The organism is Actinoplanes sp. URMC 104 (assembly GCF_051386375.1).
Classification (GTDB): Bacteria; Actinomycetota; Actinomycetes; order Mycobacteriales; family Micromonosporaceae; genus Actinoplanes.
The window spans coordinates 2,405,687-2,431,114 of sequence record NZ_JBPQTO010000002.1 but is presented as its reverse complement, the minus strand read 5'-3'; the positions used below and the strand labels follow the sequence as shown (position 1 = coordinate 2,431,114).

The 25,428-nt window shown below is 71.0% G+C and carries 20 protein-coding genes; 11 read left to right on the top strand and 9 right to left on the bottom strand.

Translation table 11 applies throughout. The annotated features are described in order from the left end of the window. Positions 1-78: 78 nt before the first annotated feature. Entirely contained in the window at positions 79-1,158 is a 1,080-nt protein-coding gene (locus ACSNN8_RS12350) for an inositol-3-phosphate synthase (protein ID WP_436648916.1), read from the bottom strand. A gap of 20 nt (positions 1,159-1,178) precedes the next feature. After that, positions 1,179-1,829: a PadR family transcriptional regulator gene (locus ACSNN8_RS12345; RefSeq protein WP_436648914.1), complete on the bottom strand. Its 651-nt coding sequence runs from the start codon at positions 1,827-1,829 to the stop codon at positions 1,179-1,181. 155 nt (positions 1,830-1,984) lie between these two features. On the opposite strand from ACSNN8_RS12345, the gene ACSNN8_RS12340 reads away from it, so the two are divergent. The 3 genes from ACSNN8_RS12340 to ACSNN8_RS12330 all read left to right on the top strand — a co-directional run bounded on the left by ACSNN8_RS12340 (position 1,985) and on the right by ACSNN8_RS12330 (position 7,033). After that, a complete protein-coding gene (locus ACSNN8_RS12340; protein WP_436648912.1) occupies positions 1,985-2,455 on the top strand; it encodes a DUF5318 domain-containing protein in 471 nt (156 codons plus the stop codon). 189 nt (positions 2,456-2,644) lie between these two features. After that, positions 2,645-5,395 carry a transglycosylase domain-containing protein gene (locus tag ACSNN8_RS12335; RefSeq protein WP_436648910.1) on the top strand — a complete coding sequence of 917 codons (2,751 nt, stop codon included), beginning with the start codon at positions 2,645-2,647 and terminating at the stop codon, positions 5,393-5,395. Between the two features lie 114 nt (positions 5,396-5,509). Beyond that, positions 5,510-7,033 carry a glycosyltransferase family 87 protein gene (locus ACSNN8_RS12330; protein WP_436648908.1) on the top strand — a complete coding sequence of 508 codons (1,524 nt, stop codon included), beginning with the start codon at positions 5,510-5,512 and terminating at the stop codon, positions 7,031-7,033. Between the two features lie 54 nt (positions 7,034-7,087). On the opposite strand, the gene ACSNN8_RS12325 is transcribed toward ACSNN8_RS12330, so the two are convergent. After that, positions 7,088-9,070, bottom strand: a complete 1,983-nt coding sequence (locus ACSNN8_RS12325) for a hypothetical protein (protein ID WP_436648906.1) — start codon at positions 9,068-9,070, stop codon at positions 7,088-7,090. 22 nt (positions 9,071-9,092) lie between these two features. Beyond that, positions 9,093-9,869, bottom strand: a complete 777-nt coding sequence (locus ACSNN8_RS12320) for a deoxyribonuclease IV (RefSeq protein ID WP_436648904.1) — start codon at positions 9,867-9,869, stop codon at positions 9,093-9,095. A 129-nt stretch (positions 9,870-9,998) separates the two neighbouring features. Between ACSNN8_RS12320 and ACSNN8_RS12315 the strand changes: the two genes are divergently transcribed. The 6 genes from ACSNN8_RS12315 to ACSNN8_RS12290 all read left to right on the top strand — a co-directional run bounded on the left by ACSNN8_RS12315 (position 9,999) and on the right by ACSNN8_RS12290 (position 13,840). Beyond that, entirely contained in the window at positions 9,999-10,988 is a 990-nt protein-coding gene (locus tag ACSNN8_RS12315) for a hypothetical protein (RefSeq protein ID WP_436648902.1), read from the top strand. 290 nt (positions 10,989-11,278) lie between these two features. After that, entirely contained in the window at positions 11,279-11,569 is a 291-nt protein-coding gene (gene rpsF / locus ACSNN8_RS12310; protein WP_436648900.1) for a 30S ribosomal protein S6, read from the top strand. Between the two features lie 113 nt (positions 11,570-11,682). Continuing rightward, positions 11,683-12,237: a single-stranded DNA-binding protein gene (locus ACSNN8_RS12305; protein ID WP_436648898.1), complete on the top strand. Its 555-nt coding sequence runs from the start codon at positions 11,683-11,685 to the stop codon at positions 12,235-12,237. A 35-nt stretch (positions 12,238-12,272) separates the two neighbouring features. Beyond that, positions 12,273-12,512: a 30S ribosomal protein S18 gene (gene rpsR / locus ACSNN8_RS12300; protein ID WP_007073789.1), complete on the top strand. Its 240-nt coding sequence runs from the start codon at positions 12,273-12,275 to the stop codon at positions 12,510-12,512. 14 nt (positions 12,513-12,526) lie between these two features. After that, the gene (rplI, locus tag ACSNN8_RS12295; protein ID WP_436648896.1) at positions 12,527-12,976 is read left to right on the top strand and encodes a 50S ribosomal protein L9; all 450 of its coding nucleotides are present in this window, start codon (positions 12,527-12,529) and stop codon (positions 12,974-12,976) included. An 87-nt stretch (positions 12,977-13,063) separates the two neighbouring features. Further along, positions 13,064-13,840 (top strand): hypothetical protein, encoded by a 777-nt coding sequence (locus ACSNN8_RS12290; protein ID WP_436648894.1) that lies wholly within the window; start codon positions 13,064-13,066, stop codon positions 13,838-13,840. Between the two features lie 152 nt (positions 13,841-13,992). On the opposite strand, the gene ACSNN8_RS12285 is transcribed toward ACSNN8_RS12290, so the two are convergent. Beyond that, positions 13,993-17,352 (bottom strand): hypothetical protein, encoded by a 3,360-nt coding sequence (locus ACSNN8_RS12285; RefSeq protein ID WP_436648892.1) that lies wholly within the window; start codon positions 17,350-17,352, stop codon positions 13,993-13,995. Positions 17,353-17,750: 398 nt separating this feature from the next. Here ACSNN8_RS12285 and dnaB point away from each other — a divergent pair, with 398 nt between their 5' ends. Then, entirely contained in the window at positions 17,751-19,166 is a 1,416-nt protein-coding gene (gene dnaB, locus ACSNN8_RS12280) for a replicative DNA helicase (protein WP_436648890.1), read from the top strand. A 2-nt stretch (positions 19,167-19,168) separates the two neighbouring features. On the opposite strand, the gene ACSNN8_RS12275 is transcribed toward dnaB, so the two are convergent. Genes ACSNN8_RS12275 through ACSNN8_RS12260 form a run of 4 tightly spaced genes read right to left on the bottom strand, consistent with a single transcriptional unit; the run spans position 19,169 to position 24,069 of the window. After that, on the bottom strand, positions 19,169-19,504 hold the full coding sequence (locus ACSNN8_RS12275) for a hypothetical protein (protein ID WP_436648888.1): 336 nt from the start codon (positions 19,502-19,504) through the stop codon (positions 19,169-19,171). Then, entirely contained in the window at positions 19,501-23,331 is a 3,831-nt protein-coding gene (locus ACSNN8_RS12270) for a toxin glutamine deamidase domain-containing protein (RefSeq protein ID WP_436648886.1), read from the bottom strand. The genes ACSNN8_RS12275 and ACSNN8_RS12270 overlap by 4 nt, the downstream gene beginning before the upstream one ends. Next, complete coding sequence (locus tag ACSNN8_RS12265) at positions 23,328-23,651, bottom strand: hypothetical protein (protein WP_436648885.1); 324 nt, start codon at positions 23,649-23,651, stop codon at positions 23,328-23,330. The genes ACSNN8_RS12270 and ACSNN8_RS12265 overlap by 4 nt, the downstream gene beginning before the upstream one ends. After that, positions 23,644-24,069 carry a YbaB/EbfC family nucleoid-associated protein gene (locus ACSNN8_RS12260; RefSeq protein ID WP_436648883.1) on the bottom strand — a complete coding sequence of 142 codons (426 nt, stop codon included), beginning with the start codon at positions 24,067-24,069 and terminating at the stop codon, positions 23,644-23,646. Before ACSNN8_RS12260 ends, ACSNN8_RS12265 begins: the two co-directional genes overlap by 8 nt. Before the next feature lie 116 nt (positions 24,070-24,185). Between ACSNN8_RS12260 and ACSNN8_RS12255 the strand changes: the two genes are divergently transcribed. Further along, on the top strand, positions 24,186-25,367 hold the full coding sequence (locus ACSNN8_RS12255) for an SUKH-3 domain-containing protein (RefSeq protein ID WP_436648882.1): 1,182 nt from the start codon (positions 24,186-24,188) through the stop codon (positions 25,365-25,367). Positions 25,368-25,428: the final 61 nt, after the last annotated feature.

Sequence of the window (25,428 nt, the reverse complement as noted above, 5' to 3'; positions counted from 1 at the left end):
CATCTGCGCATCCGGTGACAGGTGCGCAAGAGGCCGACCCGCGGGGCGGGCCGGCCTTCAATGCGTTCCAGGGGCTGGTCAGCGCTCGATGTCGCCGCGGATGAAGGCCTCGACGGACTCCTTGGCGTCGTGGTCGTTGTACTGCACCGGCGGGGACTTCATGAAGTACGACGAGGCCGACAGGATCGGGCCGCCGATGCCGCGGTCCTTGGCGATCTTCGCGGCGCGGACGGCGTCGATGATCACGCCGGCGGAGTTCGGGGAGTCCCACACCTCGAGCTTGAGCTCGGCGTTCAGCGGGGTGTCGCCGAACGAGCGGCCCTCGAGCCGGATGTAGGCCCACTTGCGGTCGTCGAGCCACGGCACGTGGTCGGACGGGCCGATGTGCACGTCGCTCTTGACCATCTCGTGCGGGATCTGGGAGGTCACCGACTGGGTCTTCGAGATCTTCTTGGAGACCAGGCGGTTGCGCTCCAGCATGTTCATGAAGTCCATGTTGCCGCCGAAGTTGAGCTGGTAGGTGCGCAGCAGCTCGACCCCGCGGTCCTCGAACAGCTTGGCGAGCGCGCGGTGCACGATCGTCGCGCCGACCTGGCTCTTGATGTCGTCGCCCACGATCGGCAGGCCGGCGTCGGTGAACTTCTGCGCCCACGCCGGGTCCGAGGCGATGAAGACGGGCAGCGCGTTGACGAAGGCGCAGCCGGCGTCGATCGCGGCCTGGGCGTAGAACTTGTCGGCCTGCTCGGAGCCGACCGGCAGGTACGAGACGACGACGTCGACCTGGGCGTCACGCAGCGCCTGCGCGACGTCGACGGCCTCGGCCGAGGACTCCTCGATGATCTCGCGGTAGTACGTGCCGAGACCGTCGAAGGTCGGTCCACGCTGGACCGTGACGCCGGTCGGCGGCACGTCGGTCAGCTTGATCGTGTTGTTCTCGCTGGCGACGATCGCCTCCGCGAGGTCCATGCCGACCTTCTTGGCGTCCACATCGAACGCCGCGACGAACTTCACGTCGGATACGTGGTAGTCGCCGAAGGTCACGTGCATGAGACCCGGGACGCGGTCGTTGGGGTCGGCGTTCTTGTAATACTCCACGCCCTGCACGAGGGACGAGGCGCAGTTACCCACACCGACGATGGCGACGCGGACGGAGCCCATCGCGTTTGCCTCCTTGTTCATCACGGCCGGTCCTGATGCGGACGCGGGGGTTCGGGGGTGGCGTCCCCAGCCGGTCGCTCTCGTGGCGGCTCAGCGGCGGGGATGTCGAGCGTCCCGGCGGATGCCGCCGGGGCGCGGCCGGAGCGCTCGTTGGTGATGAGCTCCTCCAGCCAGCGGACCTCGCGCTCACACGCGTCGAGTCCATGGCGTTGCAGTTCCAGCGTGTACGCGTCGAGGCGGCCGGCGGCCCGGGAGAGCACGTCGCGCAGGCCCTCGCGCCGCTCCTCGATGCGCCGGCGGCGGCCCTCCAGGATCCGCAGCCGGGTGGCGCGGTCGGTCCGGGAGAAGAACGCGAAGTGGACGCCGAAGCCGGCGTCGTCGTAGGTCTCGGGGCCCGCCTGGGCCAGGAGGTCGGCGAACCGCTCCTTGCCGTCGGCAGTGATCTTGTAAACAACCCGTCCCCGTTTGCTCGTCATCGGGGGGATCATCGTCGGATCCGACTCCGACTCGGTGATCCAACCGGCCGCCTGGAGCCGCTTGAGCGTGGGATAGAGGGTGCCGTAGCTGATCGCCGCGCGGATCGTGCCCAGCTTGGTCGCGAGCTCTTTGCGCAGCTCGTAGCCGTGCATGGGGGTCTCCTGGAGGAGGCCGAGAATCGCCAGTTCCAGCATCGCTCCACCTCCTGTGCCCCGATGTATCGGCCCGATACATCGCAACCGTAGAACTGTCGTCCCGAGTCCGCAAGCCGTTCATGTTTGAGCTACACGCGCGCCACGCTGCGTGATGACTGTCGCCCCTTGCCCTTTCACCGCGTACTCTCTTCGCCATGCGTACGCAGCGGCAGGTTGTCGACTACTCGCTACAGAAGCGGGCAGTGTTGCGTGACGTGCACAACGGCAAGATCGGCACGCTCGAGGTCTGCGATGCCTCGCCATACCTCAAAAGTGCTGCTCGATTCCATGGCGAGCCGACCGAGGAGCGCTGCCCGATCTGCCGCCGAGACAACCTGACCCTCGTGCACTACATCTACGGCGACGAGCTCAAGCAGTCGGCCGGGCAGGCGCGCAAGCTCTCCGAGCTGCCTGTGCTGGCGATGACGCTGCGTGAGTTCCAGGTGTTCGTCGTTGAGGTGTGCCCCTCATGCGCGTGGAATCACCTGTCCCAGCAATATCTGCTGGGCCGGGACGCGCTCACCGCCGACGAACTCGATCGGGTCGAGGCGGTCGCCGCCTCGTCCGCCGCGGGCCGCCACCGCGAAACCGGGTTGTCCTCGTCGCGCTGGGACGGTCGCGGATGACGCGCACCGCCCTCGTTACCGTTGAGACGACCCCGACCGGCTCGCGCATCCAGCGCCACGGCCGGTCATTTCTGACATCCGTCTGGGCGGCTGCCGGTACGCAGCCCGAATCGTCCGCTCGTGGCGTCGCCGGCGGGAGCTCCTCCAGGGCTCTCCCCGCGTGCGCCTCCGCGACCGAGGTGTGACCGCATGAACTCGTACGGCGAACAGCAGTCCTCGCGCGCCCGGGCCCGTGTGCCCGGGTCCGCCGGCTCGGCGCCAGACGACGACCAGCCACGCTCCTACTCGGCCTCGGCGCGCCCGGCGCCCGACGCGTACCGCCGTGGGGCCGGCGGGCGTGCGCCGGTGGGCAGCGCCTCGGTCGGATCCTCCACCGGGCGGGCCTCCGTCGGGTCGGCGGCCGTGGGTGGCGCGCCCGTGGGCAGCGCCTCCGTGGGGTCGGCCCGCGTCGGAGGGCGTGCCGCCGTCGGCGCCGCGACTCCGCCCGGCGCCGGTCGTGCCGCGGTCGCGCGTGCCGCCGTACGCCCTGGTCCTTCGGGTCCTCCCGGCGACGAGGGCAGCCTCGGCGGTGGCCGGCCGGTGCGAACCGACAAGTCGAAGGCCGCCAAGCGCCGCCGCCGCACGAACATCCTGACCGCCGCGGCGGCCGTGGTGGTCATCCTGCTCGGCGCCGGTGTGGTGGGCGGCACGTACTTCTTCGACGACGTGGACCTGCCCGCGCCGGTCAGCGAGGACCAGTCGAACGTGATCCTCGACTCCAAGGGCACCGTGCTCGCGAAGCTCGGCGACCAGAACCGCACGGTCGTGCCCGAGGCGAAAATCAACAAGGTGGTCGAGCACGCCGTCGCGGCCGCCGAGGACAAGAACTTCTACAAGCACCACGGCATCGACATGAAGGGCATCGTCCGCGCCGCGTGGAACAACTTCACCGGCGGCGCCACGCAGGGCGCCTCGACGATCACCCAGCAGTACGCGCGGCACGCGGCCGAGCTCAAAGAGATCAGCATCAACCGCAAGCTGCGCGAGGCCGTGATCGCCCGCAAGCTGGAGTCGAAGTACAGCAAAGACCAGATCATGGGGCTGTACCTGAACTACATCTACCTGGGCCGGGGCCGGTACGGCATCGAGGCCGCGGCGCAGGGCTACTTCGGCAAGTCGGTGCTCACGGCGCCCGGCAAGAAGAACGCCATCACCCCGTACGAGGCCGCGGTTCTCGCCTCGATCATCAAGCAGCCGGAGCCGACCGCCACCCACAAGGGCTACGACCCCACCATCAACCCCACCGACGCCAAGGCCCGGTGGGAGTACACGATGGCCAACATGCTCGAGATGGGCTGGATCTCGCAGGACGTCTACGACAAGCGGGTCTATCCCCAGGTCAAGAAGGTCAGCAAGGCGGCGTCCAGCAAGACCGCGGTCTCCAAGCCGGTCGACATGATCATGAGGCACGTCCGCGCCGAGCTCGTCGAGATGGGCATCAGCGAGCAGGAGTTCGACAAGGGCGGGCTGACCGTCACGACGACGATCGACCCGGACGTGCAGAAGGCGGCGGAGGAGGCGGGCTCGCGCAAGAGCGAGAGCTCGCCGATGAACGGCAAGCCGGCGACGTACCAGGCCGCGGTGATCGGCATCGACCCGAAGACCGGGCGGGTGCTCGGCTACTACGGCGGTGACGACCCGACGGGCATCGACTACGGCGGCTACATGAGCGGCGACACGCTGAAGATCACCGGTGGCCAGTCGCCCGGCTCGACGTTCAAGATTTACACGCTGGCCGCCGCGCTGAAGGAGGACATCTCCTTCAAGACGACCTGGGACGGCACCAAGCTGCGGCCGAACGGCACGAAGATCAGCAACGCGGGTGCCGACCCCGGCACCGTCTGCCGCGGCAAGATCAAGTACTGCGATCTCGAGACCGCGACGATCAAGTCGTACAACTTCCCGTTCTACTGGATCGCGGACGCCATCGGCCGGGACAAGGTCATCGCGGCCGCCCGGGACGCCGGCATCCAGCACATGTTCACCGACGACGGCAAGCTGGTCGACCTGACCAAGACCGACAAGTCGACGTGGCTGAAGAAGGGCTACTTCGACAACGAGGTCGCCTTCGGCCAGTACCACGTCGTGCCGCTCGAGCACGCCGAGGGCGTCGCCACGATCGTCGGCGGTGGCGTGCACCACGAGGCGCACTTCATCAAGACGGTGAGCCGGGTCGACCCGGAGACCGGCGAGAAGTCGACCGTCCGCAACGAGAAGGTCGAGGGCAAGCCGGTCTTCGACGCCGACCAGATGTCCAACCTCCAGTCCGTGATGAAGGAGATCGTCGAGGTCGACGACCGTGAGCTGCGCGGCGGCCAGGAGGGCATCGGCAAGTCCGGCACGTGGGAGTTCAAGGAGGGCAGCGGCGACACCTGGTTCGTCGGCGGCATGCCGCAGCTCGCCGCCACGGTGTGGGTCGGCGGCGCCGGCGACAAGGTCGAGCTCAAGGAGTCCAACGGCCGGGACATGTTCGGCGCCGGCACGCCGTCGAAGATCTGGAAGAAGTTCCTCGACGCCGTGATCAAGGCGAAGGACCTGCAGCAGGAGGACTTCCCCGATCGCGTCGAGACCGGCAACCCGGACAGCCCGTACGCCAACGGCCAGGAGCCGCCGCCGGTCCAGGCTCCGTCCAACAACGATGACGGCGGCAACTGCGTGCTCGGCTTCATCGGCCCCGACTGCGATGAGAACAACGGCGGCGGCAACAACGGCAACCAGGACAACGGCGGCCAGAACAACGGCGGCAACAACGGCGGCGCCAACCCCGGCAACAACGGCGGCACCGACGACGGCGGTGGCAACAACGACGAGGGCGGCGGCAACGGGGACGGCGGCGGTGGCAACGCGCCGGAGACCCAGCCGACCCTGACGCCGACGTTCGAGCCCGACGACGGCAACTAGCCGGCAGCCGTGAACCGGCGCGCGTCCCCCTGCGGGGCGCGCGCCGGTCTCGTTTCCACATCTCGCCGTACGTCGTCCCGACCGCCGGGGGGAAGTACGGCATGATGCCAAGACATGAGCACGCAACCGTCCGAGGACATCGACCGCCCTGACAAGCCGAGCGCGCCGGCGACCTCGGACGGCTTCGTGCGAGGCGTGTCCGAGGCGATCGGCGGGCCGCTCGGGTCACACGCCGTGCGGCCCGAGGCGCGGCGGGGACGGTTCTGGACGGCCACGCGGATCATCCTCGCGCTGACCTGCCTGACGCTGGCGTTCTCGTGGGTGCAGAAATCGCCGTGCCAGAGCGGCGACTGGCAGGAGAACGTGCAGTACACGCGGTTCTGCTACACCGACGTCCTGGCGCTGTACTACGCCGAGCACCTCAACGAGGGCGCGGTGCCCTACCGGGACTGGGCGGTGGAGTACCCGGTCGTGACCGGCTACTTCATGGGCGCTCTGGGGCTGCCGATCCACGCGTACGGCGAGGACCACCCCGAGATCAACCAGGGCACGTGGTTCTACAACGCCAACGCGCTGGTGCTGTCGGCGCTGGCGGTCCTGACCGCGGCGGTGATCCTGGCGCTACGGCGGCGCCGCCCGTGGGACGCCGCGATCTTCGCGATCTCGCCGATCATCTTCTTCACCGCGACGGTCAACTGGGATTTCCTGGCGATCGGGCTGGCCGCCGGCGGCCTCTACCTGTGGGCCAGGAAGCATCCGGCGTGGGCCGGCGTGCTGCTGGGGCTGGGTGGGGCGGCGAAGTTGTGGCCGCTGTTCGTGCTCGGGCCGCTGCTCGTGCTGGCGCTGCGGTCGAAGGCCGTACGGGCGTGGGCGGTTGCGATGGCCACGGCCGCGGTGGCCTGGGCAGCCGTCAACTTCCCCGTTTTCTACTGGTACCACGAGAGCTGGCTGCGGTTCTTCCGGCTCAACAGCGAGCGGCCCATCGACTGGGGCACGCTGTGGTACGTCGGCCGCTACCTCGACGGCAAGTGGAACTCCGGTGCGGCGGGCGACCAGGGGCCGTTCCAGTGGCTCAGCGACCACGTGCCGACGCTCAACCTGGTCTCGTACGCCCTGTTCGGTCTGGCGTGCGCAGCGATCGGCCTGCTGGCCTGGCTGGCGCCGCGCCGTCCGCGGGTGGCCCAGCTCGCGTTTCTCGTGGTCGCGGCGTTTCTGATCACCAGCAAGGTTTGGTCCCAGCAGTACGTGCTGTGGCTGCTGCCGCTCATCGTCCTGGCGCGTCCCCGCTGGGGCGCGATCCTCGCGTGGACGGTCGCCGAGTTCGGCTACTTCACCGCCTTCTACGCCGAGCTCATGGGCGCCGGCGGCAAGCCGGTCATCCCCGAGGGCACGTTCGTGCTGGCCTCGGGCCTGCGACTGATCACCGTGATCGTGCTGTGCGGCCTGGTCGTCCGCGAGATCTGGAAGCCCGAGCTCGACCCGGTGCGCCGGACGTACGCCGACGACCCCGACGGCGGCGTGCTCAACGGGCCCGACGCACCGTGGATCGAACGCCTGCGCCGGACCTTCCGCGTCGACCACTCCCCTGCCCCGCTCGACCCGCCGCCGCCTGCCGAGCAGGTCGTCGCGAAAGTCTGACGCCCACTCCCCCGGCCCGCTGTCGCCGGCCGAGCAGGTCTGCGCTCGGCTGGCTCAGCGGAGGTGGAAGACGACGGCGTCGTCCAGGTCTTCGCGGCGGATGCCGAGGGCGTCCACGGGAATGTCGCCGGCGCGTTCCCACGGCGTGCCCGCCGCCTGCGACCGCAGCAGGACGACACGTTCCACGTTGAGCGAGCGCAGGTATTGGATGCTGGCGGCGTCGGGGAAGGTCGCGACGTTGCGGCGCAGCTCGGCCTGCCGGGCGGGCGCGAACCCGCCCGACCCGTTGGCCATCGGCTGGAAACGGGTGGTCGACCACAGCATGACGGTCTGATCGGCCAGGGCGGTCGTGGGCAGCACCACCATGGGCCCGGTCACGATCCGCATGGCGGTGGGCTGAGCCGGCACCACCGGGTGCGCGGTCGCGTTCCAGCCCTCCCCCAGCACGAGCAGCAACGGCACGAAGGTCGCCAGCCTCAGCCACGGGCCGGGCCACGGCGGGATGCGGTGCTCGGCGAGGTGCTCGGCGCGGCGGACGAACTCGGCCACGGCGCCGGCCGCGAGGATCGCCAGCAGCAGGGTGGCCCAGAGCATGAGCCGGCCCGGGATGCGCAGCCCGAGCGAGGCGGGCAGGTGGCCGAACAGCGGCAGGTAGCTCCAGCGGCCCTCGTAGAAATTCGTGCCCAGGGTGAGCACGATCGTGACGGCCAGGCCCGCGAGCAGCACCAGCCGCTGGCGCAGCGTCCAGATCGAGAACGCCAGCCCGGCCAGCGCCAGTGCATAGAGGACGAAGCCGGGCAGCAGCCCCATCTCGGCCGGCCAGTGCAGCGACGAGCGCGGCACCTGGTGGGGCGCACCCCAGATGCGCGACTCGGCGGGGCCGATCAGCAGGCTGCGCAGCGGCGGCGAGAAGAAGCCGATCTCGGTGGCGGCGGGGCCCGCGTCGGCGACCCGGAAGTACGGGATGGCGATCAACGCGCTGACGCCCGCGAGGATCAGCGCGCCGAGTGTGTCGGTCATCAGCAGGCGCCAGCCGAGGACCGGGCGCTCGGTGGGGCGGCGCAGGCGGCGGATCGGCACCCCGACGGCGATGACCACCAGGAGCAGGCCGAGCACATAGAGGAACGGCACGCCGAGCGAGAAGCCGAGGCTGACCTGCCAGACCGCGACCAGCCAGCCGGCCACCGCCCAGGCGGCGCTGCGCCGGTCGGGGCGCAGGCCGCGGCGCAGCGACCAGCCGTGGCCGCGGGCCAGCATCGCGAGCGCCAGCGGGATGCCGCCGGCGGAGACGATGTCGAGGTGGCCCTCCTGGGCGAGGCGCCAGGGGGCGTACGCGAAGGCGACCGCCGCGACCGCCGCACCCGTGCGTCCGGCGCCCAGCTGGCGGACCAGCGCGTAGCCGCCGATCGCCAGCAGGGCGTGGGCCAGCACGAACAGGATGTTGTAGCGCAGCGTGGCGGCGAGCGGTCCCTCGCCGATCATGCCGGTCGGCGCGTAGCCGAGCAGGCTGTTGCCGTACGCGAAGCTGTCGGCCAGCGGGTAGAAGGCGTTGGACTGCCACAGGCGCGTCGGATCGGTCAGCAGGATGTGGCCCGCCCAGGCGATCTGCCAGGCCTGGCGCGACGGGTCCCACACGTCCTGCGGCAGCGTGTGCAGCGGATAGCGCAGCGTGGGCCAGGTGAGCGCCACGGCCAGCAGAAGGCTCGCGTAGATCACCACGGCGTACTCGTGGATCAGCCACCGGAGGAGCCGGCGGGTGCCGCGCCGGATCCGGCCGGGAGGCCGCTCGGCGGTGGTGGCGAACGCGGTCCACGGGTCCGGCGGGGTGCCGGGCGGGCGTTCCGAGGGCAGCGGCTCGGCGGGCCTCGTCTTCTGTGGACCGTCGGCGACGGCGGGCAGGTCGGTCTTGGTGGAAGCGGTAGGCGGGGCGGTGCTCTCCTTGCGGGGCGGCCCCGCCTGCGCCGGGACGGGGAGCGCCGTGCCGAGGCCGGCCGTGGGGGCGGCGGGCCGCGAGGGCCCTGGCTGCTCGGTGGTCATGACCCTCTCCCCGTGCGGCGCGTCACCGAGCCGTCCGCTCCCGCAGGAGCGTGATGTCGGCGGTCTGTCCCTCGGAGCCGCCCGGCGTCTCGACGACCGCCGGTGCACCGGCGGCCCGGATGGCGGCCACGATCAGTTCGGGGTCGATCTTGCCATTGCCGAGGTTGTCGTGCCGGTCCTGACCGGAGTCGAACCCGCCCTTGGAGTCGTTGGCGTGGATCAGGTCGATGCGCCCGGTGATGGCCTTGACCCGGTCGACGATGCCGACGAGGTCCTCCCCGCCGGCGTAGGCGTGACACGTGTCCAGGCAGAAGCCGGCGCCGAAGGAGCCCACCGCGTCCCACAGGCGGGCCAGGTCGTCGAAGCGGCGGGCGCAGGCGTTGTCGCCACCGGCCGTGTTCTCGATCAGGATCGGCAGCGGCAATCCACCGTCCTTTTCGGCGTATTCGAACGCCTTGCGCCAATTCTCGAACCCGGCGGCGAGATCGGCGTCCTTGCCGACGTGGCCGCCGTGCACGATCAGCCCCTTGGCGCCCAGCTCGGCCGCCGCCGTCGCGTGCGCCATCAGCAGCTTGCGGCTGGGGATGCGGATGCGGTTGTTGGGCGACGCCACGTTCACGATGTAGGGGGCGTGGATGTAGACGTCCACCTCGGACGCGCGCAGCGCCGCCGCGTCCTCACGCGGCTTGGGCGTCTTGTAGCCCTGCGGGTCGGTGAGGAAGAACTGCACCGCCTCGGCGCCGCGGGCGGCGGCCTCCTCGAGCGGCGCGGCGGGATCGACATGGGCTCCGATGCGCATGGGTCGAGACTACGACGACCCCCCGACAGTTCTCCCCGCGCGTCACCGCGCCTCGGGAGGCCTCGTTAGCTCCATTGATCACGTTTGACCGATATCGGCTCCCGGCCGGTGCGAAGTGGGAGATGGTGCATGTCGAGGCAGGTCCGACAGCGGGTGACGGCGATCGTGCTGGGCGGTCTGATCTTCGGTGCGCCGATGCTCGCGAACGGGACGGCCAGCGCGGACCCGATCGGTGGGGACGGCGCCCGTCAGGTGACCTTCGTGGGCGGCGGGATGTTCGGCCTCTCCTGCCGGTCGCGTCCCAGCGTGGAGTCGCTGACCGTGCCCGCGAAGAGCACGATCCGCGTCGTCAACGAGACCGGATACGCCGCCGATCTCCTGCTGGGCGGCAAGGCCGAGGGCACGCTGGCCGAGGGCGCGTCGACCGAGGTGATCTTCCGCCGCGGGACGACCGCGGTGACGCTCGAGCCGGACTGCACGCTCGGCGACGAGCCGACGCCCGTCATGGTCACGGCCTCGCCCTCCGCGCCGGCCACGACGGCGACCGAACCGGCGCCCGAGCCCACCGCCACCGACGAAGAGGAGCCGATGTCGCTGCCGCCGACCCGTTCGGGTGACTCCGATGGGCCGCCGTCGGTCCTGTCGGCCCCCGGTGCCGCGCCCGCCGAGCGCCCGTCGCGTGCCAAGCCGGCAGGCAGCCGTCCGGATCCGGATCACCGCACCCTCCCCCGCCACGACACCGTCGCCCCGGCCGTCCAGACCATGCCGCACGGTGGCGCCGCTCCGCAGCCGAAGGTCAAGACCTCGACCGCGGCCGGTACGCCGGGGGCCGCGACACCCGCGTTCTCGGGGATGCCGCCCGGTAGTGAGCCGACTCTCCTCCCGGGCGTGCCGGCGCTGGAACCGGAGCCGGTGACGGTCGGGTCCGAGCCGGCCACCCCCACTCCACCGCCCACCGACATCGCCGCGGCGGAGCCCGTGGCGGCGCTGGAGCCGATGCAGGACGAGGGTCCCCGGGGCCTGCTCGCGCTGATCGCCGCCGTCTGCGTGGTCGGCGTTTCCGTCGGTGCGATTCGGTCAATCGTGTCGCAACGTGCAAATCGGGCGGGAATCGCTTAGTCTGTGACTCACAAGCTCCGCGGGGCGGCCGCGTCCAACCTCATCGGTGTGGTCGTTCCTCCCCAGGTCCCACCCAACGAATGCGGATCGGGCGCCCCGCGGCTTCACCAGGAAGGACCCCGCCGGCAGGCGGGGTCCTTCGTTTTTGGCGGGGCGGCAGTCATGGGTATGCTTGCCCGGTTCGCAGTGTGACTGCCGTGGGCCTGCCCACGGTTTTTCTCTGCGATCGACACAAGACCTCCTGCCACGGAGAGACCGTGGCCGTTCAGCCCACAGGAGGTGAGAACGTCTTGCGTCATTACGAACTCATGGTGATCCTCGACCCTTCGCTCGAGGAGCGCCTCGTCGGCCCGTCGCTCGATCAGTACCTGAACGTGATCAGGACCGCGGGTGGCTCGGTGGAGAAGCTCGACGTCTGGGGACGTCGCCGGCTCTCGTACGAGATCAACAAGAAGGCCGAAGGCATCTACGCGGTCGTCGACCTGCAGGCGACGCCCGAGGCCGTGGCCGAGCTGGACCGTCAGCTGCGGCTGAACGAGTCCATCCTGCGCACCAAGGTCATCCGGCCCGAGACCCGCTGAGTTGCTGAGGCGGCTTCGCCGCACTGCAACGGGTAAGAACCGCGAAGCCTCGTTTTTGTCAGGGGGTTCTGAGAACCTCCTCCGAGAACGAGCAAAGCGGCGAGGAGAAGATCATGGCAGGAGAAACCGTCATCACGGTCGTCGGCAACTTGACCGACGACCCCGAGCTGCGCTTCACCCCGTCGGGTGCAGCGGTCGCCAAGTTCCGCATCGCTTCGACGCCGCGGACCATGGACCGCGAGTCGGGCCAATGGAAAGACGGCGAGCCACTCTTCCTCGCGTGCAACATCTGGCGTGACGCCGCCGAGCACGTCGCCGAGTCGCTGCAACGCGGCTCGCGGGTGATCGTGCAGGGGCGGCTGCGCCAGCGGTCGTACGAGACGCGTGAGGGCGAGAAGCGCACCGTCTACGAGCTCGAGGTCGACGAGATCGGCCCGTCGCTGCGGTACGCCACGGCGAAGGTGCAGCGCATGAACCGCTCCGGCGGTGGCGGGGGCGGCGGCTTCGGCGCCTCCGGTGGTGGCGGCGGCAACCGTCAGCAGTCCAGCGGTGGCGGCGGAGGTAACAACTTCGACGACCCGTGGGCGACGGCGGCTCCGGCCTCCTCCGGTGGCGGCCGCTCCGGCGGCGGCAGCAGCTCCTCGTTCGACGACGAGCCTCCCTTCTAGCCCTCCGGGGCTTACCGAGTTCAGGAGTAAGAGCAATGGCTAAGGCTGCGGCGCTTCGCAAGCCGAAGAAGAAGGTGAACCCGCTCGACAAGGACGGGATCACCTACATCGACTACAAGGACACCGCCCTGCTGCGGAAGTTCATCTCCGACCGGGGCAAGATCCGTGCCCGCCGGGTCACCGGGGTGACCTCGCAGCAGCAGCGGCAGATCGCCCGCGCGGTCAAGAACGCCCGTGAGATGGCGCTTCTGCCGTACACGGCGACGGCGCGCTGAGGAGGATCACCGATATGAAGATCATCCTCACCCAGGAGGTGTCGGGCCTCGGCACCCCCGGCGACATCATCGAGGTCAAGAACGGCTACGGCCGCAACTACCTCCTGCCGCAGGGCTTCGCGATCCAGTGGACCAAGGGCGCCGAGAAGCAGGTCGCGGTCATCAAGCGGGCCCGTGAGGCGCGCGAGATCCGTGACCTGGGTCAGGCCAACGAGGTCAAGGGCCAGCTGTCCGGCCTCAAGGTCACGCTGACCGCCCGCTCCGGCAACGGCGGCCGGCTGTTCGGCTCGATCACCCCGGCCGAGATCGTCGACGCGGTCAAGGCCGCCGGCGGTCCGTCCCTCGACCGGCGCCGCCTCGAGCTGCCCGGCCACATCAAGACCACGGGCGCCTACAACGTCCAGGTCAAGCTGCACCCCGAGGTGACCGCGACGTTCCCGGTGAACGTCGTCGCCGCCAAGTAAGACGCCCAGCGCGTTCTCGGACGGCGCGTCGAGGTCCACGGATCTCGGCGCGCCGTTTCGTTTGTGCCCGCCGAGTAGGGTGTCGCCGTGCGCAAGATCGCGATCGTGGCCGCGCTGTGGACAGCGCTCACCGTGGCGGCCCTGACCGCGCCGATCGGCGCCTGGATCGGCTGGCGAGCCGCCGCCGACCTGCCCACCGACGAGCAGATGCGGGCCATCGTCGCGGTGGCGAAACCCGGCTACGAGGGCGGCGCGGAGTTCGATCGGGCGCCCTATCTGTCCGGCACGCCCTTCCCCGACGATCCGGGCGTGCTGTGGAACGGCTACGAGGAGTACGGCGCGGGATACGCCGAGGCCCGCTTCTCCGGCACGGCCGGCGACCTCGGCGGGATGGCGGACCGTCTGCGCGCGGCCGGCTGGCGGGTGGGCGATCCGTCGCAGGACGAGCTCACCGCCGCGAGCGGCGACTGGCGGCTCGTCGTCCGGCCCGCGTACGACGTGGGCGAGTCGGCCGCCGCCCGGGTGCACCGGGCGCAGCCCGTGCGGGTGGCTGTGCTGGCCGCCGTGTTCTGGCTGGTGGGTGCGCTGCTCGGCGCCGGGCTGGCGTGGCTGGCCCGCGGCCTGATCGGGCTGGGCGTGCTCGGGCTGGCGCTGCTGTCGTTCCACACGCTGCTGGTCAGCGTCTACCTGGTGGCGGACGTCGTCGAATACTGGGGCACCGGCCCGTTCCCGCTGCTGTGGGAGCCGGTCATGACGATCCTCGTCCGGCCGGTGACGCTGATCGGCGGCTCGTTGTTCCTGGTCTGGGTGGCCGGCGTGCTGATCCACCGGCTCACCGGACGGGCGTCGGCCGCGGTCGGCTGATGCCGGCTCGCCGGGCAGGCGTCGGTCGCGGTCGGCTGATGCCGGCTCGCCGGGCGGGCGTCGGTCGCGGTCGGCTGACGCCGGCTTGCCTGCTTGCCGGCTGCCGTCGGCTGATGGCGGCTCCTTCGCCGCTGCCCGCCGGAGCGTCGCGGTCAGCTGAGGCTGTTGCCGGTGATGGCTGAGGTCAGCACGGTGGCGAGCCCGCCGCCGACCACGGCCGCGGCCAGGCCGACGCTGATCGCCTTCCATGAGTGGCTGACGAAGCGCAGGCCGAGCGCCACGAGGACGCTGAGCACCAGCGAGACGAGGAACTGCGGGGCGGCCTTGCCCAGCGTCTGCAGCGCATGCCCCTGCGCGCCCCCGCCGAGCACCAGCATGTAGCCGACGAACAGGACGACCGGAACGCCGTACCAGATGACGGTGTAGCCGACCGCGGCGAGCGGGCCGCCGGACTCCTGATCGTCCTCCTCGTCGTCCGGGTCGAGCAGATCGCTCTTCCGGCCCGTCGGGTAGCCGCCGGCGACCGGGCGACGCTCGTACGCGCCCGAAGGACCGTTCCAGCTCGCGGGGCCGCGCTGCGCGACCGCCGTCGCCTCCCGCGGAACCGGCGAGATCAGCGACGTCGACGTGGTGGATAAGTTCGATTGTCCGGAGACGGCGGCTGAGCCGCCTGCCCGAAAGGGCTGGTAGTCCGAGGTGCCGAAGCGCCTGGACTCACCCTCGGTCAGGTTGCTCCGGTCGGCGAGCTCACGCCGCCAGTCGGCGCCACCGCCGTCGCGGTACGTGGCACTGCCGCGGGCCCGCTCACGGCGCTCCTCGAGCTGCCACGCCCCCGGCTCGGAACGGCGGCCGGTGTCGGCCGGCTGCGACCAGGGCGGCGGCTCGGCGGGACGCGCCGCGGGCCCGGGCTGCCAGGCCTCCGGGGTGATCGGCGGGGCCGCGTACGCCGACGGGTCCACCACGTCGCGCCGGGCGGGCACGTCGTCCTCGGCGGCGCGGCGACGACCCGAGCGCGGCGAGTCGCCGTACGCGTCGGGGTAGCCGGGCGTCGAGCTGACCGGCACGGAGGCGGCGCCCGAGTAGCGCGGGGAGCTGGGCGCGCTCGGCAGTGCGGGCCGGCCGCCGTACGGGTCGGCGACCGGGGAGCCGTAGGCGGTGCCGGGCTCGTCCGGATAGCCGCGGCCGGTGGGTGGCGCGGGGCTGTAGCCGGTGTCGCCGTACGGCGCTGCGCTGCGAGGCGTGGGCCCGTAGCCGCCGCCGCGGGGCGGGTCGTACCGGTCGTCGTCGTAATCGCGCGCGGGGACGGCGCTGGACGGTGCGGGGCCGTAGCCGGTGTCGCCGTACGGGGCAGCACTTCGCGGCGCGGGCGCGGAACCGTAGCCGCCGCTGCGAGGCACGTCGTAGCCGACGTCCTCACCGCGGCTGTAGGCGGTCTCGCCGTACGGGGCTGCGCTGCGCGGGGCGGGCGCCGGAGGCAGCGGCGGCGGGCTGCGCCATCCGCCGGTCGGCGGTTCCGGGCGTGCCTCGGGCTCGGGGTCGGCCGGCGCCGGGGGCAGGGCGGGCGGCCCCTCACCCATCGCCTCGCGGCGGGCGGCCTCGCGCCGCCACGCCAGGATGCGCGGGTCGTCCTCGGAGCGGCTCCACTGACCGGTGTCAGGGTCGCGGACCCAGCTGCTCGTGTCGGGCTCGGCCTCCCACGAGCCGGTTTGTTCCCGCCAGTCGGCGCCACCGCCGTATCGGGCGCGGCCCCTGCCGGAGCCGCCACGCTGGTCGGCGGGCGGAGCGCTGCGCGGAACAGCAGCCGACCCGCTGCGGGGAGCGGACGGCGGCGCGCTGCGCGGTGCAGCGGGCGGCACGCCGGGAGACGCGAACGGCTGCGCGCTGCGGGAAGCGGAGGACGGTGCGCCGGGCGAGGCGTAAGGCGGCGCGCTGCGGGAAGCGGAGGACGGTGCGCCGGGTGACGCGTAAGGCGGCGCGCTGCGAGAAGCAGAGGACGGTGCGCCGGGTGACGCGTAAGGCGGCGCGCTCCGGGAGGCGGAGGGCGGCGCGCTGCGGGGCGTCGTGGGTGGCGGGGCCGGCATCGGGACGGCGCTGAACGTCGCGGTCTCGTCGGGCTCGGAGCGGGCCCGGCGGGGGGCGCGCGGCTCGGGCGGCGAGTAGGAACCGGCGCCACGGCTCGGCTGGGCGGGCTCCTCGTCGGCGTAACGGTGGCCGCGCTGACGTCGTCCCCCGGCCGCCGGCTCGTCCTCGGGGGCGTAGCGCGGGCGCGGGGTCTCGTCGTAGCCGGTGGGCAGGGCGCGGGCCGAGGCCGTGTCGTCGCGGCGGGGCGAGCGCGGAGGCGGCTCGTACGGGGCCGCCGGGGGCATCTGGTAGCCGGGCGAGTCACCGTAGGGGCGGCGGGCGCCGTCGTCGCGCCGGTTGACGTTGCGGGAGCCGAAGCCGGTGCCCGCGCTCCACGGAGCCGACGTCGAGGGCGGCGCGGGCGTGTCGCCGTACAGCTGAATGCTGCCCGTGTCGGTGTGCCCGGCCCAGTTGTCCGTGTTCTCCCAGTTGTCCGCGTCGGAGCGTGCGCCGGACCAGCCCGTACCCCCCGTGGGAGGAGCCGGTGGCTCGGGAGCGCGGCGCCGCCCCACCGAGGGTGACCCACCGGCCGGCTCGCGTCGCCAGGCGGCCCGGTCGTCCTCGCGCACCAGGTGACGGCCGTCGTCGCGCGGGTTCTCGGTGCGCAGCCAGCTAGCGCTCGTGTCGGCGGCCGTGCTCGCCGCCGCCGAGCGCTGGTCGGCGACGTCGGTCCAGGTCGCGGAGCCCTCGATCGCGTCACGCTGCCATGATGGGCGGGAGTCCCACGACGACTGCTGCGGCTCGACGAGCGCCTGCCACGACGGGGAGCTTTCCGCGGGCGTACGGGGTGAGGGCTGTTGCCAGCTCGGGGTGGCGCTCTCGGTGGAGGTGTGCGACTCGCTCGGCGTGGCGGGGTCGGCGAACTCCTGCCAGGACGGGCGCGAGTCGGCGTCCGCGTCGTCGGACCAGGCAGTGCTCGAGATCGCCGGCTGCGCCATGGGCGTCTCGGTGGCCGGCGGGTAGGAGCTGTTGCCGCCGGTCTGCCACGCCTCGGTGGTCGACCGCCAGACGTGCGAGCCGGTGGTGGAGCGCCACTCGGTGGTCTGCCGCCAGCGCGCGCCGGTCGCACGCCACTCGGCCGTCTCGGTGCGCCAGCCCACACCGTCGGCGGGGAAGGTGGTGCGGCCGGTCGAAGCGGCGTCGGACCAGCGGTTCGCCGGCTCGACGGACTGGTGCTCGTCGGACTCGGCCTGCTGCGCCCACGCGTCGGCCCGGCGCTGCCAGTCGAGCGCCTCGGCGCTGGGCTGCATGCTGCCGGTGTCGGTCAGGGAGGACCATTTCGGCTCAGGGTCGACGAATTCGGGCGAATCCGAGCTGCGGGAGGACCACGGCTCGGCCGCTCGTCGCTCACGCGACATGCGGGCGCCGTAGTCCCACTCCCGTTGGTCCACCCGAAAAGCGTGCCTGCCGAGCGTCCGAACCGCAACGTCTCGGCGCGACGGCTTGCTCACTAGGGGCACCTTTTCGCGGTTGTGCAGGTATTTTTCCCCCTCCACAGGTGGGGACGACGTAATCCCTGCTCGCGAAGGCACACCCGGCGTCGTCCCCAACCGTTGTACACAGGCTGTGCACAGGCCTGCCCACAGGCTCAGGCGGGATGTCCACAGGTTGTCCCGAGGCTCGTCCACCGGGCCGCTTGGGCAGGTCGGGGGCCGGTTCGTAGAGTGGGTCCGCCGCAGGCGCGGGGCTTGATCAGGAGTTTTCCCTGATCATGGTGTGGATCAGCCGAAAGTGTCATACCCAGGCTGTTTGATCTGGGGTGCACAGACGGCGAGCGGAGGAGGTCCGGGTGTCGATCACCGACGAGACGCGGCCGCCGGCCCAGCCCTCGGGCGGCGGGTCGTCCGGCGGTGGGCCGTCCGGGGGCGGCGGCTCCTTCGACAAGTCCCCTCCGCAGGACGTGGCGGCCGAGCAGGGCGTGCTCGGCGGCATGCTGCTGTCCAAGGACGCGATCGCCGACGTCGTCGAGATCCTCAAGACCCACGACTTCTACCGTCCCGTCCACAGCACGATCTACGACGTCATCCTCGACCTGTACGGGCGGGGTGAGCCCGCCGACGCCCTCACCGTGGCCGCCGCCCTGGCCGACTCGGGCGACCTGCAGCGCATCGGCGGCGTGCCCTACCTGCACACGCTCATCGAGAGCGTGCCCACCGCGGCCAACGCCTCTTATTACGCGCGCATCGTCGGCGAGCGGGCCATCCTGCGCCGCCTCGTCGAGGCCGGCACCAAGATCGTCCAGCTCGGCTACGGCGCCAACGGCAACGGCGGGCGCGACGTCGACGACATCGTCGACCTGGCCCAGCAGGCGATCTACGACGTCACCGAGAAACGGGTGAGCGAGGACTTCGCCGCCCTCGGCGACATGCTCCAGCCCACCCTGGACGAGATCGAGGCCGTGGGCGCCGCCGGCGGCGTGATGACCGGCGTGCCGACCGGCTTCTCCGACCTCGACCGGCTGCTCAACGGCCTGCACGCCGGGCAGCTGATCATCGTGGCCGGGCGTCCCGGTCTGGGCAAGTCGACCGTCAGCATGGACTTCGCCCGCAACGCGGCCATCCGCGCCAACTGCGCCAGCGCCATCTTCTCGCTCGAAATGAGCAAGATCGAGATGGTCATGCGTCTGCTCTCCGCCGAGGCCCGCGTGCCCCTGCACGTGCTGCGTTCCGGCCAGCTCACCGACGACGACTGGAGCAAGCTCGCCCGCCGCATGGGCGAGATCAGCGAGGCCCCGATCTTCGTCGACGACACCCCGAACATGAACCTCATGGAGATCCGGGCCAAGGCGCGCCGCCTCAAGCAGCGGCACAACCTCAAGCTGCTCGTGATCGACTATCTGCAGCTGATGTCCTCGCCGAAAAAGACCGAGAGCCGCCAGCAGGAGGTCTCCGAGCTGTCCCGTGGTCTCAAGCTGCTGGCCAAGGAGATCGAGTGCCCCGTGATCGCCGTGTCCCAGCTGAACCGCGGTCCCGAGCAGCGCACCGACAAGCGCCCCCAACTGTCCGACCTGCGTGAGTCCGGCTCGATCGAACAGGACGCCGACGTGGTCATCCTCCTCCACCGCGACGACTACTACGACAAGGAGTCCCCGCGCGCCGGCGAGGCCGACTTCATCGTGGCCAAGCACCGAAACGGCCCCACCGACACCGTGACGGTGGCCGCCCAGCTCCACCTGTCCCGCTTCGTCGACATGGCCATCGTCTGACCTCACCCCCGGGGCGGCCCGTAGTTCCAGCCGTTGCGCTCGCCCTCGTCAGACATCTCGGCAAGATCAATCTCGCTGGGAAGTTCGGTATGCAGCACCTCGCGGGCCACGTGCTCGGCGGTCGTTCGGTCAACTGTGCGTCCCCGACTTTGTTCCATGTCGTCGAAAAGGATGCGTGAGACGAGGTATGGCGCGAAGATCCACTCTTGCTGAGGCACGCTCCACGTCACAGCCCGGAGGGGTTGGTCCGCCGCAGCCTGGTACGCGACCAAGCTGGTGATGGTGGATGGGTCGCGGCTGCTGAGGATCACCTTGTAGGCGAAGTCGTGCTTCGTCATTCGAACATGCCCATTTCTTCCAGGCCGGGAACGTCGTCCCGCTCCAACCCGTACTGCCTTAGGTGATCTTCGAACGACATGCGTCGCGCGGAGAGCGCTGCTTTGTACTGCGTAAGCATTTCGGCTTCCGAGGCCAGCCAAGAGGCGAATGTGCTCGCCTTCGTTCGTATTCCGTCGATCAAGTGTAGATCGGACGGTCGGCGCTCATCGATGCCGCGTTGCTTGTTGACTTGAAGGATCTTGAGGAAGGCGTCGACGCGGTCCCAGCTGGTACTGCCACCGAAGCGGAGCACCTCATAACTATGGTGGGTGTCTTTACCGATGGCACGTGACAGCGGAGTTGGAAACTGAACCTCGATGCGGAAGCCGCTTGCGTCGGTAAGCCAGACGTTGAGGCCGTTGTGCCGCCCGCGATCAGCCCAGAAGCTGGCCATCTGCGTTGTTCGATAGCCACGGAGACGAAGGCCGGCAAGCACACTGGCCACCGTAGTCCCGTAGCCCTGCTCGGGTGTTTCGACGGAGAAGCGAACTCGATCCTTGACCGTTGCCAAGTAGGTGTCGAGGTCCAAGCCAGTAAGGATCAAGTCCTCCAGGTACTTTCGGCCGAGTGATTCGACTGATTTGACCCGATACTCCTCGTCGACGATGTGGGCGTCGCCGGCGAGAGACCGCACCACGTCATGGAGATCGGTCGACACCTGTATCGCGGTAGCTTCCGATTCCGCGACCGATTCGATCAGAGCCTCGCGGTCGGCGGAGGAGAGCGAGGCGAACGCTTGCCGCTCCGCTGCGCGGATGGCTTCGACCCCCTCGTCCGTTCCCGTTGGGGCCTCGGTGGACCACGTGCCTGGGCCGTGGCCGGGGAGAGGGGTGGGGATGCCGGCGGCGTTCACTACCAGCGCCTCGAGGGAGACGAGGTTGGTGGGGGCGGGTACGCCGTGGTGCTGGTACATCGGGGTGTGTTCGGCTACTCGGCCTATCTGGGGGTCCAGGAACAGGACGGTTCCGTTCTGGTTGACGGCCGCCCAGGAGTGGCTGCCGCCGCCCTCGAGTTCGGTCACGATGAAGGCGTACGCGCCGTGGCCGGTGTTCAGCAGGTGGTGGGTCAGGTTGCGTACGGCCTGGTCCATGGCGGGTTTGGCCTGGGCGGGATCGGCGTCGGCGAGGTACGGGCAGAGGTTCTGGAAGTCGCTGCCGGTGGCCAGGCGGATGCGGCGTACGCCTTCGACCTCTCCGCCCAGGGGACGGTCGGGGTTGCCGTGAACGTAGACGTCGAAGGTGCGGGGGGCCGACACGCGCGGGCGGCCGTGCATGTAGGTGTCGAAGAGGGCCAGTACGCCGTCCACGCAGTTCAGGCCCCGGGTGGGGTCGGCGGCGGGACCGCCGTCGTTGGCGAGGCGGAACCAGGTGCCCTCGCGGGGGTCGGGGAAGCGGGAGACGCGGCCGGCGCTGTCGCGGGGGACGGCGTTCTCGAGGTCGACCTGGTGGACGGCCAGCGGGGGGCGCAGGCCGCCGGTGACGTTGTAGTGGCGGGTGCGGTCGACGGGTGGGCGGCCGCCGAAGCCGTCGAGCGCGGACAGGTCGCCGGTGCGGACGCCGCCGGGGGCCAGGTTGCCGACGTCGTGGTTGATGCGGGCCCACTCGGGGGGATCGACCTCGACGCGGTCGGGAGCCAGGTCGCCGGAGCGGATCTGGGTGATCTCGTCCTCGATCTCGGCGACGATCTCGCTCAGCTCGAGCGCCTGGCGGCGGTGGTGCCTGGCGCGCAGGGTGGAGCCGGCGCGGATGGCCGCGTCGGCCTGACGGCCCAGGTCGAGGATCTTGGCGCGGTTCTGTTCGGCAATGGCGTCGAGGTAGGCGGCGTATTCGTCGCGCCGGTTCTGCTCGTGGGTCTGCCGGGCGTGCCGGGCATAGCCGAAGTACGCCTGCTCGTCGCGGGCCTCGGGGCGCAGAGCCGCGGGCGATGGGGACGGCGGGGCCGAGCGGCGCGGCAGCGGCCGGGGAGCCAGGGCCTCGGCGATGCGGTCCAGATCGGAGAGTGGAGTGCGGCGGGCAACCGGAGTGATGGATCCGGGTGCGTCGACGGGGAACCGGCGGGCCGACAGGAACGGCATGCCGACCGAGCCGGCGAAGGAACCGCTGGTGGTAGGGGCCGGCGAAGGGGAGGGGGCGGAGGTCGGCTCGGTGACCGTGGACGCGAGGAGATTCGACCCGTCCGGCAGGGAGGGGGACGGCGCGGAGGGGGAGAAGTCGGCCGAAGCGGGGGACGGCGCGGAAGGGGAGAAGTCGGCCGAGGTAGGGGACGACGCGGAGGGGGAGAGGTCGGCCGAAGCGGGGGACGGCGCGGAAGGGGAGAAGTCGGCCGAGGAGGGGGACGACGCGGAGGGGGAGAGGTCGGCCGAGGTGGGGGACGGCGCGGAGGATGAGGAAGGCGCGGAGAAAGGGGACGAGTCTGGAGAAGGGGATGAAGCGAAGGAAGAAGACGAGTCGGAGAAAGAGGGCGGGTCGGAAAGGGTCGAGTCGGAAGAGAGGGACGGCGTAGAAGGGGACGGTGAAGAAGGGGATGGCGGCGCAGGCGAATCCGGGGATGGGGAAGTAGCCGGTGACGTTGAGGAATCGGATGCCGGAAAGAAAGACGTAAGGAGGGAGGAAGCGGAGGACGCCGGAGGGGAAGAGACGCTGGAGTCCGGCGCAAGAAATGCTGGGCCCTGATCCGTGGGCGGGGACACGATGGAGATTGCTTCGGGTGCCGCACCGCTCGTCGACGGCGGGACTTCGGGCGTACGGGCGAAGGGCGCAAGCGGGTCTCCCACCGCGACCGAAGGCAGGGCCGTCGGGGCGGCGCCCAGCTCGGGACCCGCGAGACCGATATCGATCGCGGACGGCATCGCGTGCACCGCGGACCCGGCCGCGCCCGAGGTAGCCGATTTTGCAATCCCTGCTGCATCGGGCAGTTCCCCGAAAGTGGCCGCGGCGCCGAACTCGGCCAGCACCTCGCCGCCGGCGCCGCGCAGCAAGCCGCCGTGCCCGTGCGAGCCGGCCGAGGCGCCGGTCGCCGCGGCGCCACCAGCGAAACCGGCCGCGGCGGACCGGCCCAGGTCGTTGAAGTCGAAACCGTCGGAGCGGCCGGCCGACTGTTGGTAGAGCTGAATGCCGCCGTTGGTGGCGATCTCCTCGCGCGCCTCGTCGAAGCCCTCGTCGAGCGCTTCGCGGCCCAGCCGCCGCAGCCCCTCACGGCTGCCGACCTGCTTGATTGCGCGGCCGGCGGTCTGGCGCAGCGCCTTGGCGCCGAGCTGTTCGGCGAGCCGCTGGAAGATCCGCTGGATGGCCAGCCGGGTCGCGACGATCAAGCCGCCGGCCGCGGGGGAGGCCGCGCCCAGGGTCAGCGCGACGGTGACTGCCATGCCGGCCAGCTCGATGAGGAAGATCCCGATCTCGATCCAGGCCTCGAGCTTGGCAGCCTCGATGTCGGCGCCGCAGCCCTCGACCAGCCGGCCGAGCTCGTCCGAGGCGCGGAGCAGGTCGTGCAGCGGGGCGTTCTCGTCGCCCGCGACCTGGTGCCAGGCGTCCTGGAACCCCTCGGCGGTGATGCCCTCGCCGCCGTAGCCCGCGAGGAACCGGTTCGCGGCCGCCATCGCCGCCTCGTTCGGGCCGGTCAGCGACGTCGCGAGCGCGTACCAGCGGTCGGCGACGTCCCAGGTGGCGACCTCGTTGCCGGCCGGCCAGTCGAAGCCGACGACCCATTCGAGCGCCTCGTACGCCCAGCCGGGCACGTCGAACGGGCTGAACTCGAGCGGATGCGGGACGGGGCTGGGCAGCAGGTTCATGAGCGGCCCCGGATCCGCTGCGCCGCCCGGTCGTCGGCCTCGAGGTTGTCGCGCACCGATTGGGCGCCCGCGTCGCCGAGCCCGGACACGTACGCCGCGATCTGCTGCCAGGCGACGAGAACCTGCTGTTCGAACGGCCGATAGTGCCGCTCGAAGGACTGTCCGTATTCGTCGCGGCCCCACGGTGAGGCGGAGCTGGCGGCGGCGATCTCGGCGCCGGCCCGGGTGCGGCGGGCGTCGAGGTCCTCGCCGGCGGCGCTCAGCGCGTGCGAGCCGGCGAGCGCCTCCTCGGCGTCGAGCCGCAGCCGTCGGCTACTCATGGCGGCCGGCCACGTCCTGGACGATCTCGTCGGACCGTCCCAGCAGCGAGCCGAAATTGTGGTCGCGCAGGTATCGCAGGGCGCCGGAATCGGGCGGGAGATAGTCGGCCATCAAAGCCTGTACGCGTTCCGCCGCCCGCTGTGAAGCACTGTGGACGGTTGCCACGATCGTCCGGGAAACGTATTCGTTGTCCATATTCCGGGTGGCCCGGCGACCCAATCGCACATCGATCAGCTCGCCGCGCGGCCCGACCGTCACGCGGACGAGTCCGTCCGGTGAAACGGCGGAGATCCGGATCGCGTCGAGTCGCCTTTGCAGGTCGTCCAGATCGGACCGCAGGCGCGTATACCGCTCGTGCACCTGTGCGAGCCGATCACGTAGTTCCCGATTCGCGTCGCGATTCGCCGTTGCCGCCACCGGGCCACACTCCTCGTCCGTGCCGAGACTTTGCGTGTTCGGTTAGTTTCAATCTGTCAACGTCACCCGGGTCGATCGGGTTCAGCGGGTCTCCCGACGGCGAGAGGAGCAGCCACGTGATCACGCGAGCGGAGGCCGAGCGGATCGCCGCGCGGTGGGCACGCAACGAGTCCGAGCAGCGCGGATACGGGTGCGAGCCAATGCTCGACGAGTTCGACCTGGGGTACGTGGTCTGGACGCGCCAGCCGGCCGGTGTGCGCTCCGTGCCGGGCGACGGTGCACGCACAGTCATCGACCGGGAGACCGGCGCGGTGTCGACCTGGCCTGGCGTGCCGGCCGAGGAGATCGCGGCCGTCTATCGCGAACGCCGCCCCACCCCGCCCGGCACGGTGGACCCCGCGGTGGCTCTGCTGCGGCTCAGCCGTCGGCAGCCCACCCCGACGACGGCCGCGCACCTCACGGCCGGTGACCGGCTGTACCGGGCGCAGGGTGCGAAGGGTGACCAGCGGATCAACCACCATCCGCTGGTGGCCGAGCGGCTGCCGGAGAACGGGGTTCGCGGCGCCGAACGGCACGCGGAGGTGATCGCCCTGTCCGACGCGCTGCACGACGCCTCACGTGGCCGTTCGCTGTCGCTGGACGAGGCGAGGGCCTGGCTGAGGGAGTCGGCTTTCGCTTCCCATCTCGTACGGGACCAGGGCGATCCCGTGGCGGGACAGGAGCATCGGCCGTGCGAGACCTGCCTTCGTGTTCTGGTGGACCTCGCCGTGCTGCCGTGGTCGGATCTGGCGTACACGACAGAATGGCGGCACGGCTCCGAGCGGATTCCGGTGGCCGGGCGCTTCCCGCACGAGGTGGCGCGGACGCTGGCCGGCGGCGGGTGGATCGGCGCGGCCGGGCTCGGTGATGACGCTGTTGAGCGGGCCGTCGAGGCGTCCGGCGGGCGGTTGGAGCCGTTCGAAGCAGCGAGGGTCGCGGTCGCGGACTTTCCCGGCGTGCGCTGCGGTCGGCGGGGGCCGGGGCTGCGGCGTGCCATCCGGCTGTTGCTGCTCGATCCCGTACCGGGTGCCTATGCGGTGGCCGCTCTGCAGGAGTTCGCCGAGGTGATCGGGGCGCGGCTCTTCCCGATCGGGATCGAGGGCGGCGACGCCGTGGTGGCGATCGACGAGGTGGGCCGCGTGTTCCTGCTCGACCAGGGCGGCGAATGGTTCGTGGGCAGCACCCTCGACGAGGCCGTGACCGGCCTGCTCACGGGTGACGGCCCGGCGCGGCGGGTGCGCGACGACGGGACGTGGTGAGCCACGACCGGCGCTTGGCTGTCAGCGAGGCACGGTGGTGCTGCCGCCGGCTCCGGGGATC

Coding starts and splice junctions, on each gene's coding strand:
- ACSNN8_RS12350 (WP_436648916.1), bottom strand. CDS start 1,158: ATGGGCTCCGTCCGCGTCGCCATCGTCGGTGTGGGTAACTGCGCCTCG.
- ACSNN8_RS12345 (WP_436648914.1), bottom strand. CDS start 1,829: ATGCTGGAACTGGCGATTCTCGGCCTCCTCCAGGAGACCCCCATGCAC.
- ACSNN8_RS12340 (WP_436648912.1), top strand. CDS start 1,985: ATGCGTACGCAGCGGCAGGTTGTCGACTACTCGCTACAGAAGCGGGCA.
- ACSNN8_RS12335 (WP_436648910.1), top strand. CDS start 2,645: ATGAACTCGTACGGCGAACAGCAGTCCTCGCGCGCCCGGGCCCGTGTG.
- ACSNN8_RS12330 (WP_436648908.1), top strand. CDS start 5,510: ATGAGCACGCAACCGTCCGAGGACATCGACCGCCCTGACAAGCCGAGC.
- ACSNN8_RS12325 (WP_436648906.1), bottom strand. CDS start 9,070: ATGACCACCGAGCAGCCAGGGCCCTCGCGGCCCGCCGCCCCCACGGCC.
- ACSNN8_RS12320 (WP_436648904.1), bottom strand. CDS start 9,869: ATGCGCATCGGAGCCCATGTCGATCCCGCCGCGCCGCTCGAGGAGGCC.
- ACSNN8_RS12315 (WP_436648902.1), top strand. CDS start 9,999: ATGTCGAGGCAGGTCCGACAGCGGGTGACGGCGATCGTGCTGGGCGGT.
- ACSNN8_RS12305 (WP_436648898.1), top strand. CDS start 11,683: ATGGCAGGAGAAACCGTCATCACGGTCGTCGGCAACTTGACCGACGAC.
- rpsR (WP_007073789.1), top strand. CDS start 12,273: ATGGCTAAGGCTGCGGCGCTTCGCAAGCCGAAGAAGAAGGTGAACCCG.
- rplI (WP_436648896.1), top strand. CDS start 12,527: ATGAAGATCATCCTCACCCAGGAGGTGTCGGGCCTCGGCACCCCCGGC.
- ACSNN8_RS12275 (WP_436648888.1), bottom strand. CDS start 19,504: ATGACGAAGCACGACTTCGCCTACAAGGTGATCCTCAGCAGCCGCGAC.
- ACSNN8_RS12270 (WP_436648886.1), bottom strand. CDS start 23,331: ATGAACCTGCTGCCCAGCCCCGTCCCGCATCCGCTCGAGTTCAGCCCG.
- ACSNN8_RS12265 (WP_436648885.1), bottom strand. CDS start 23,651: ATGAGTAGCCGACGGCTGCGGCTCGACGCCGAGGAGGCGCTCGCCGGC.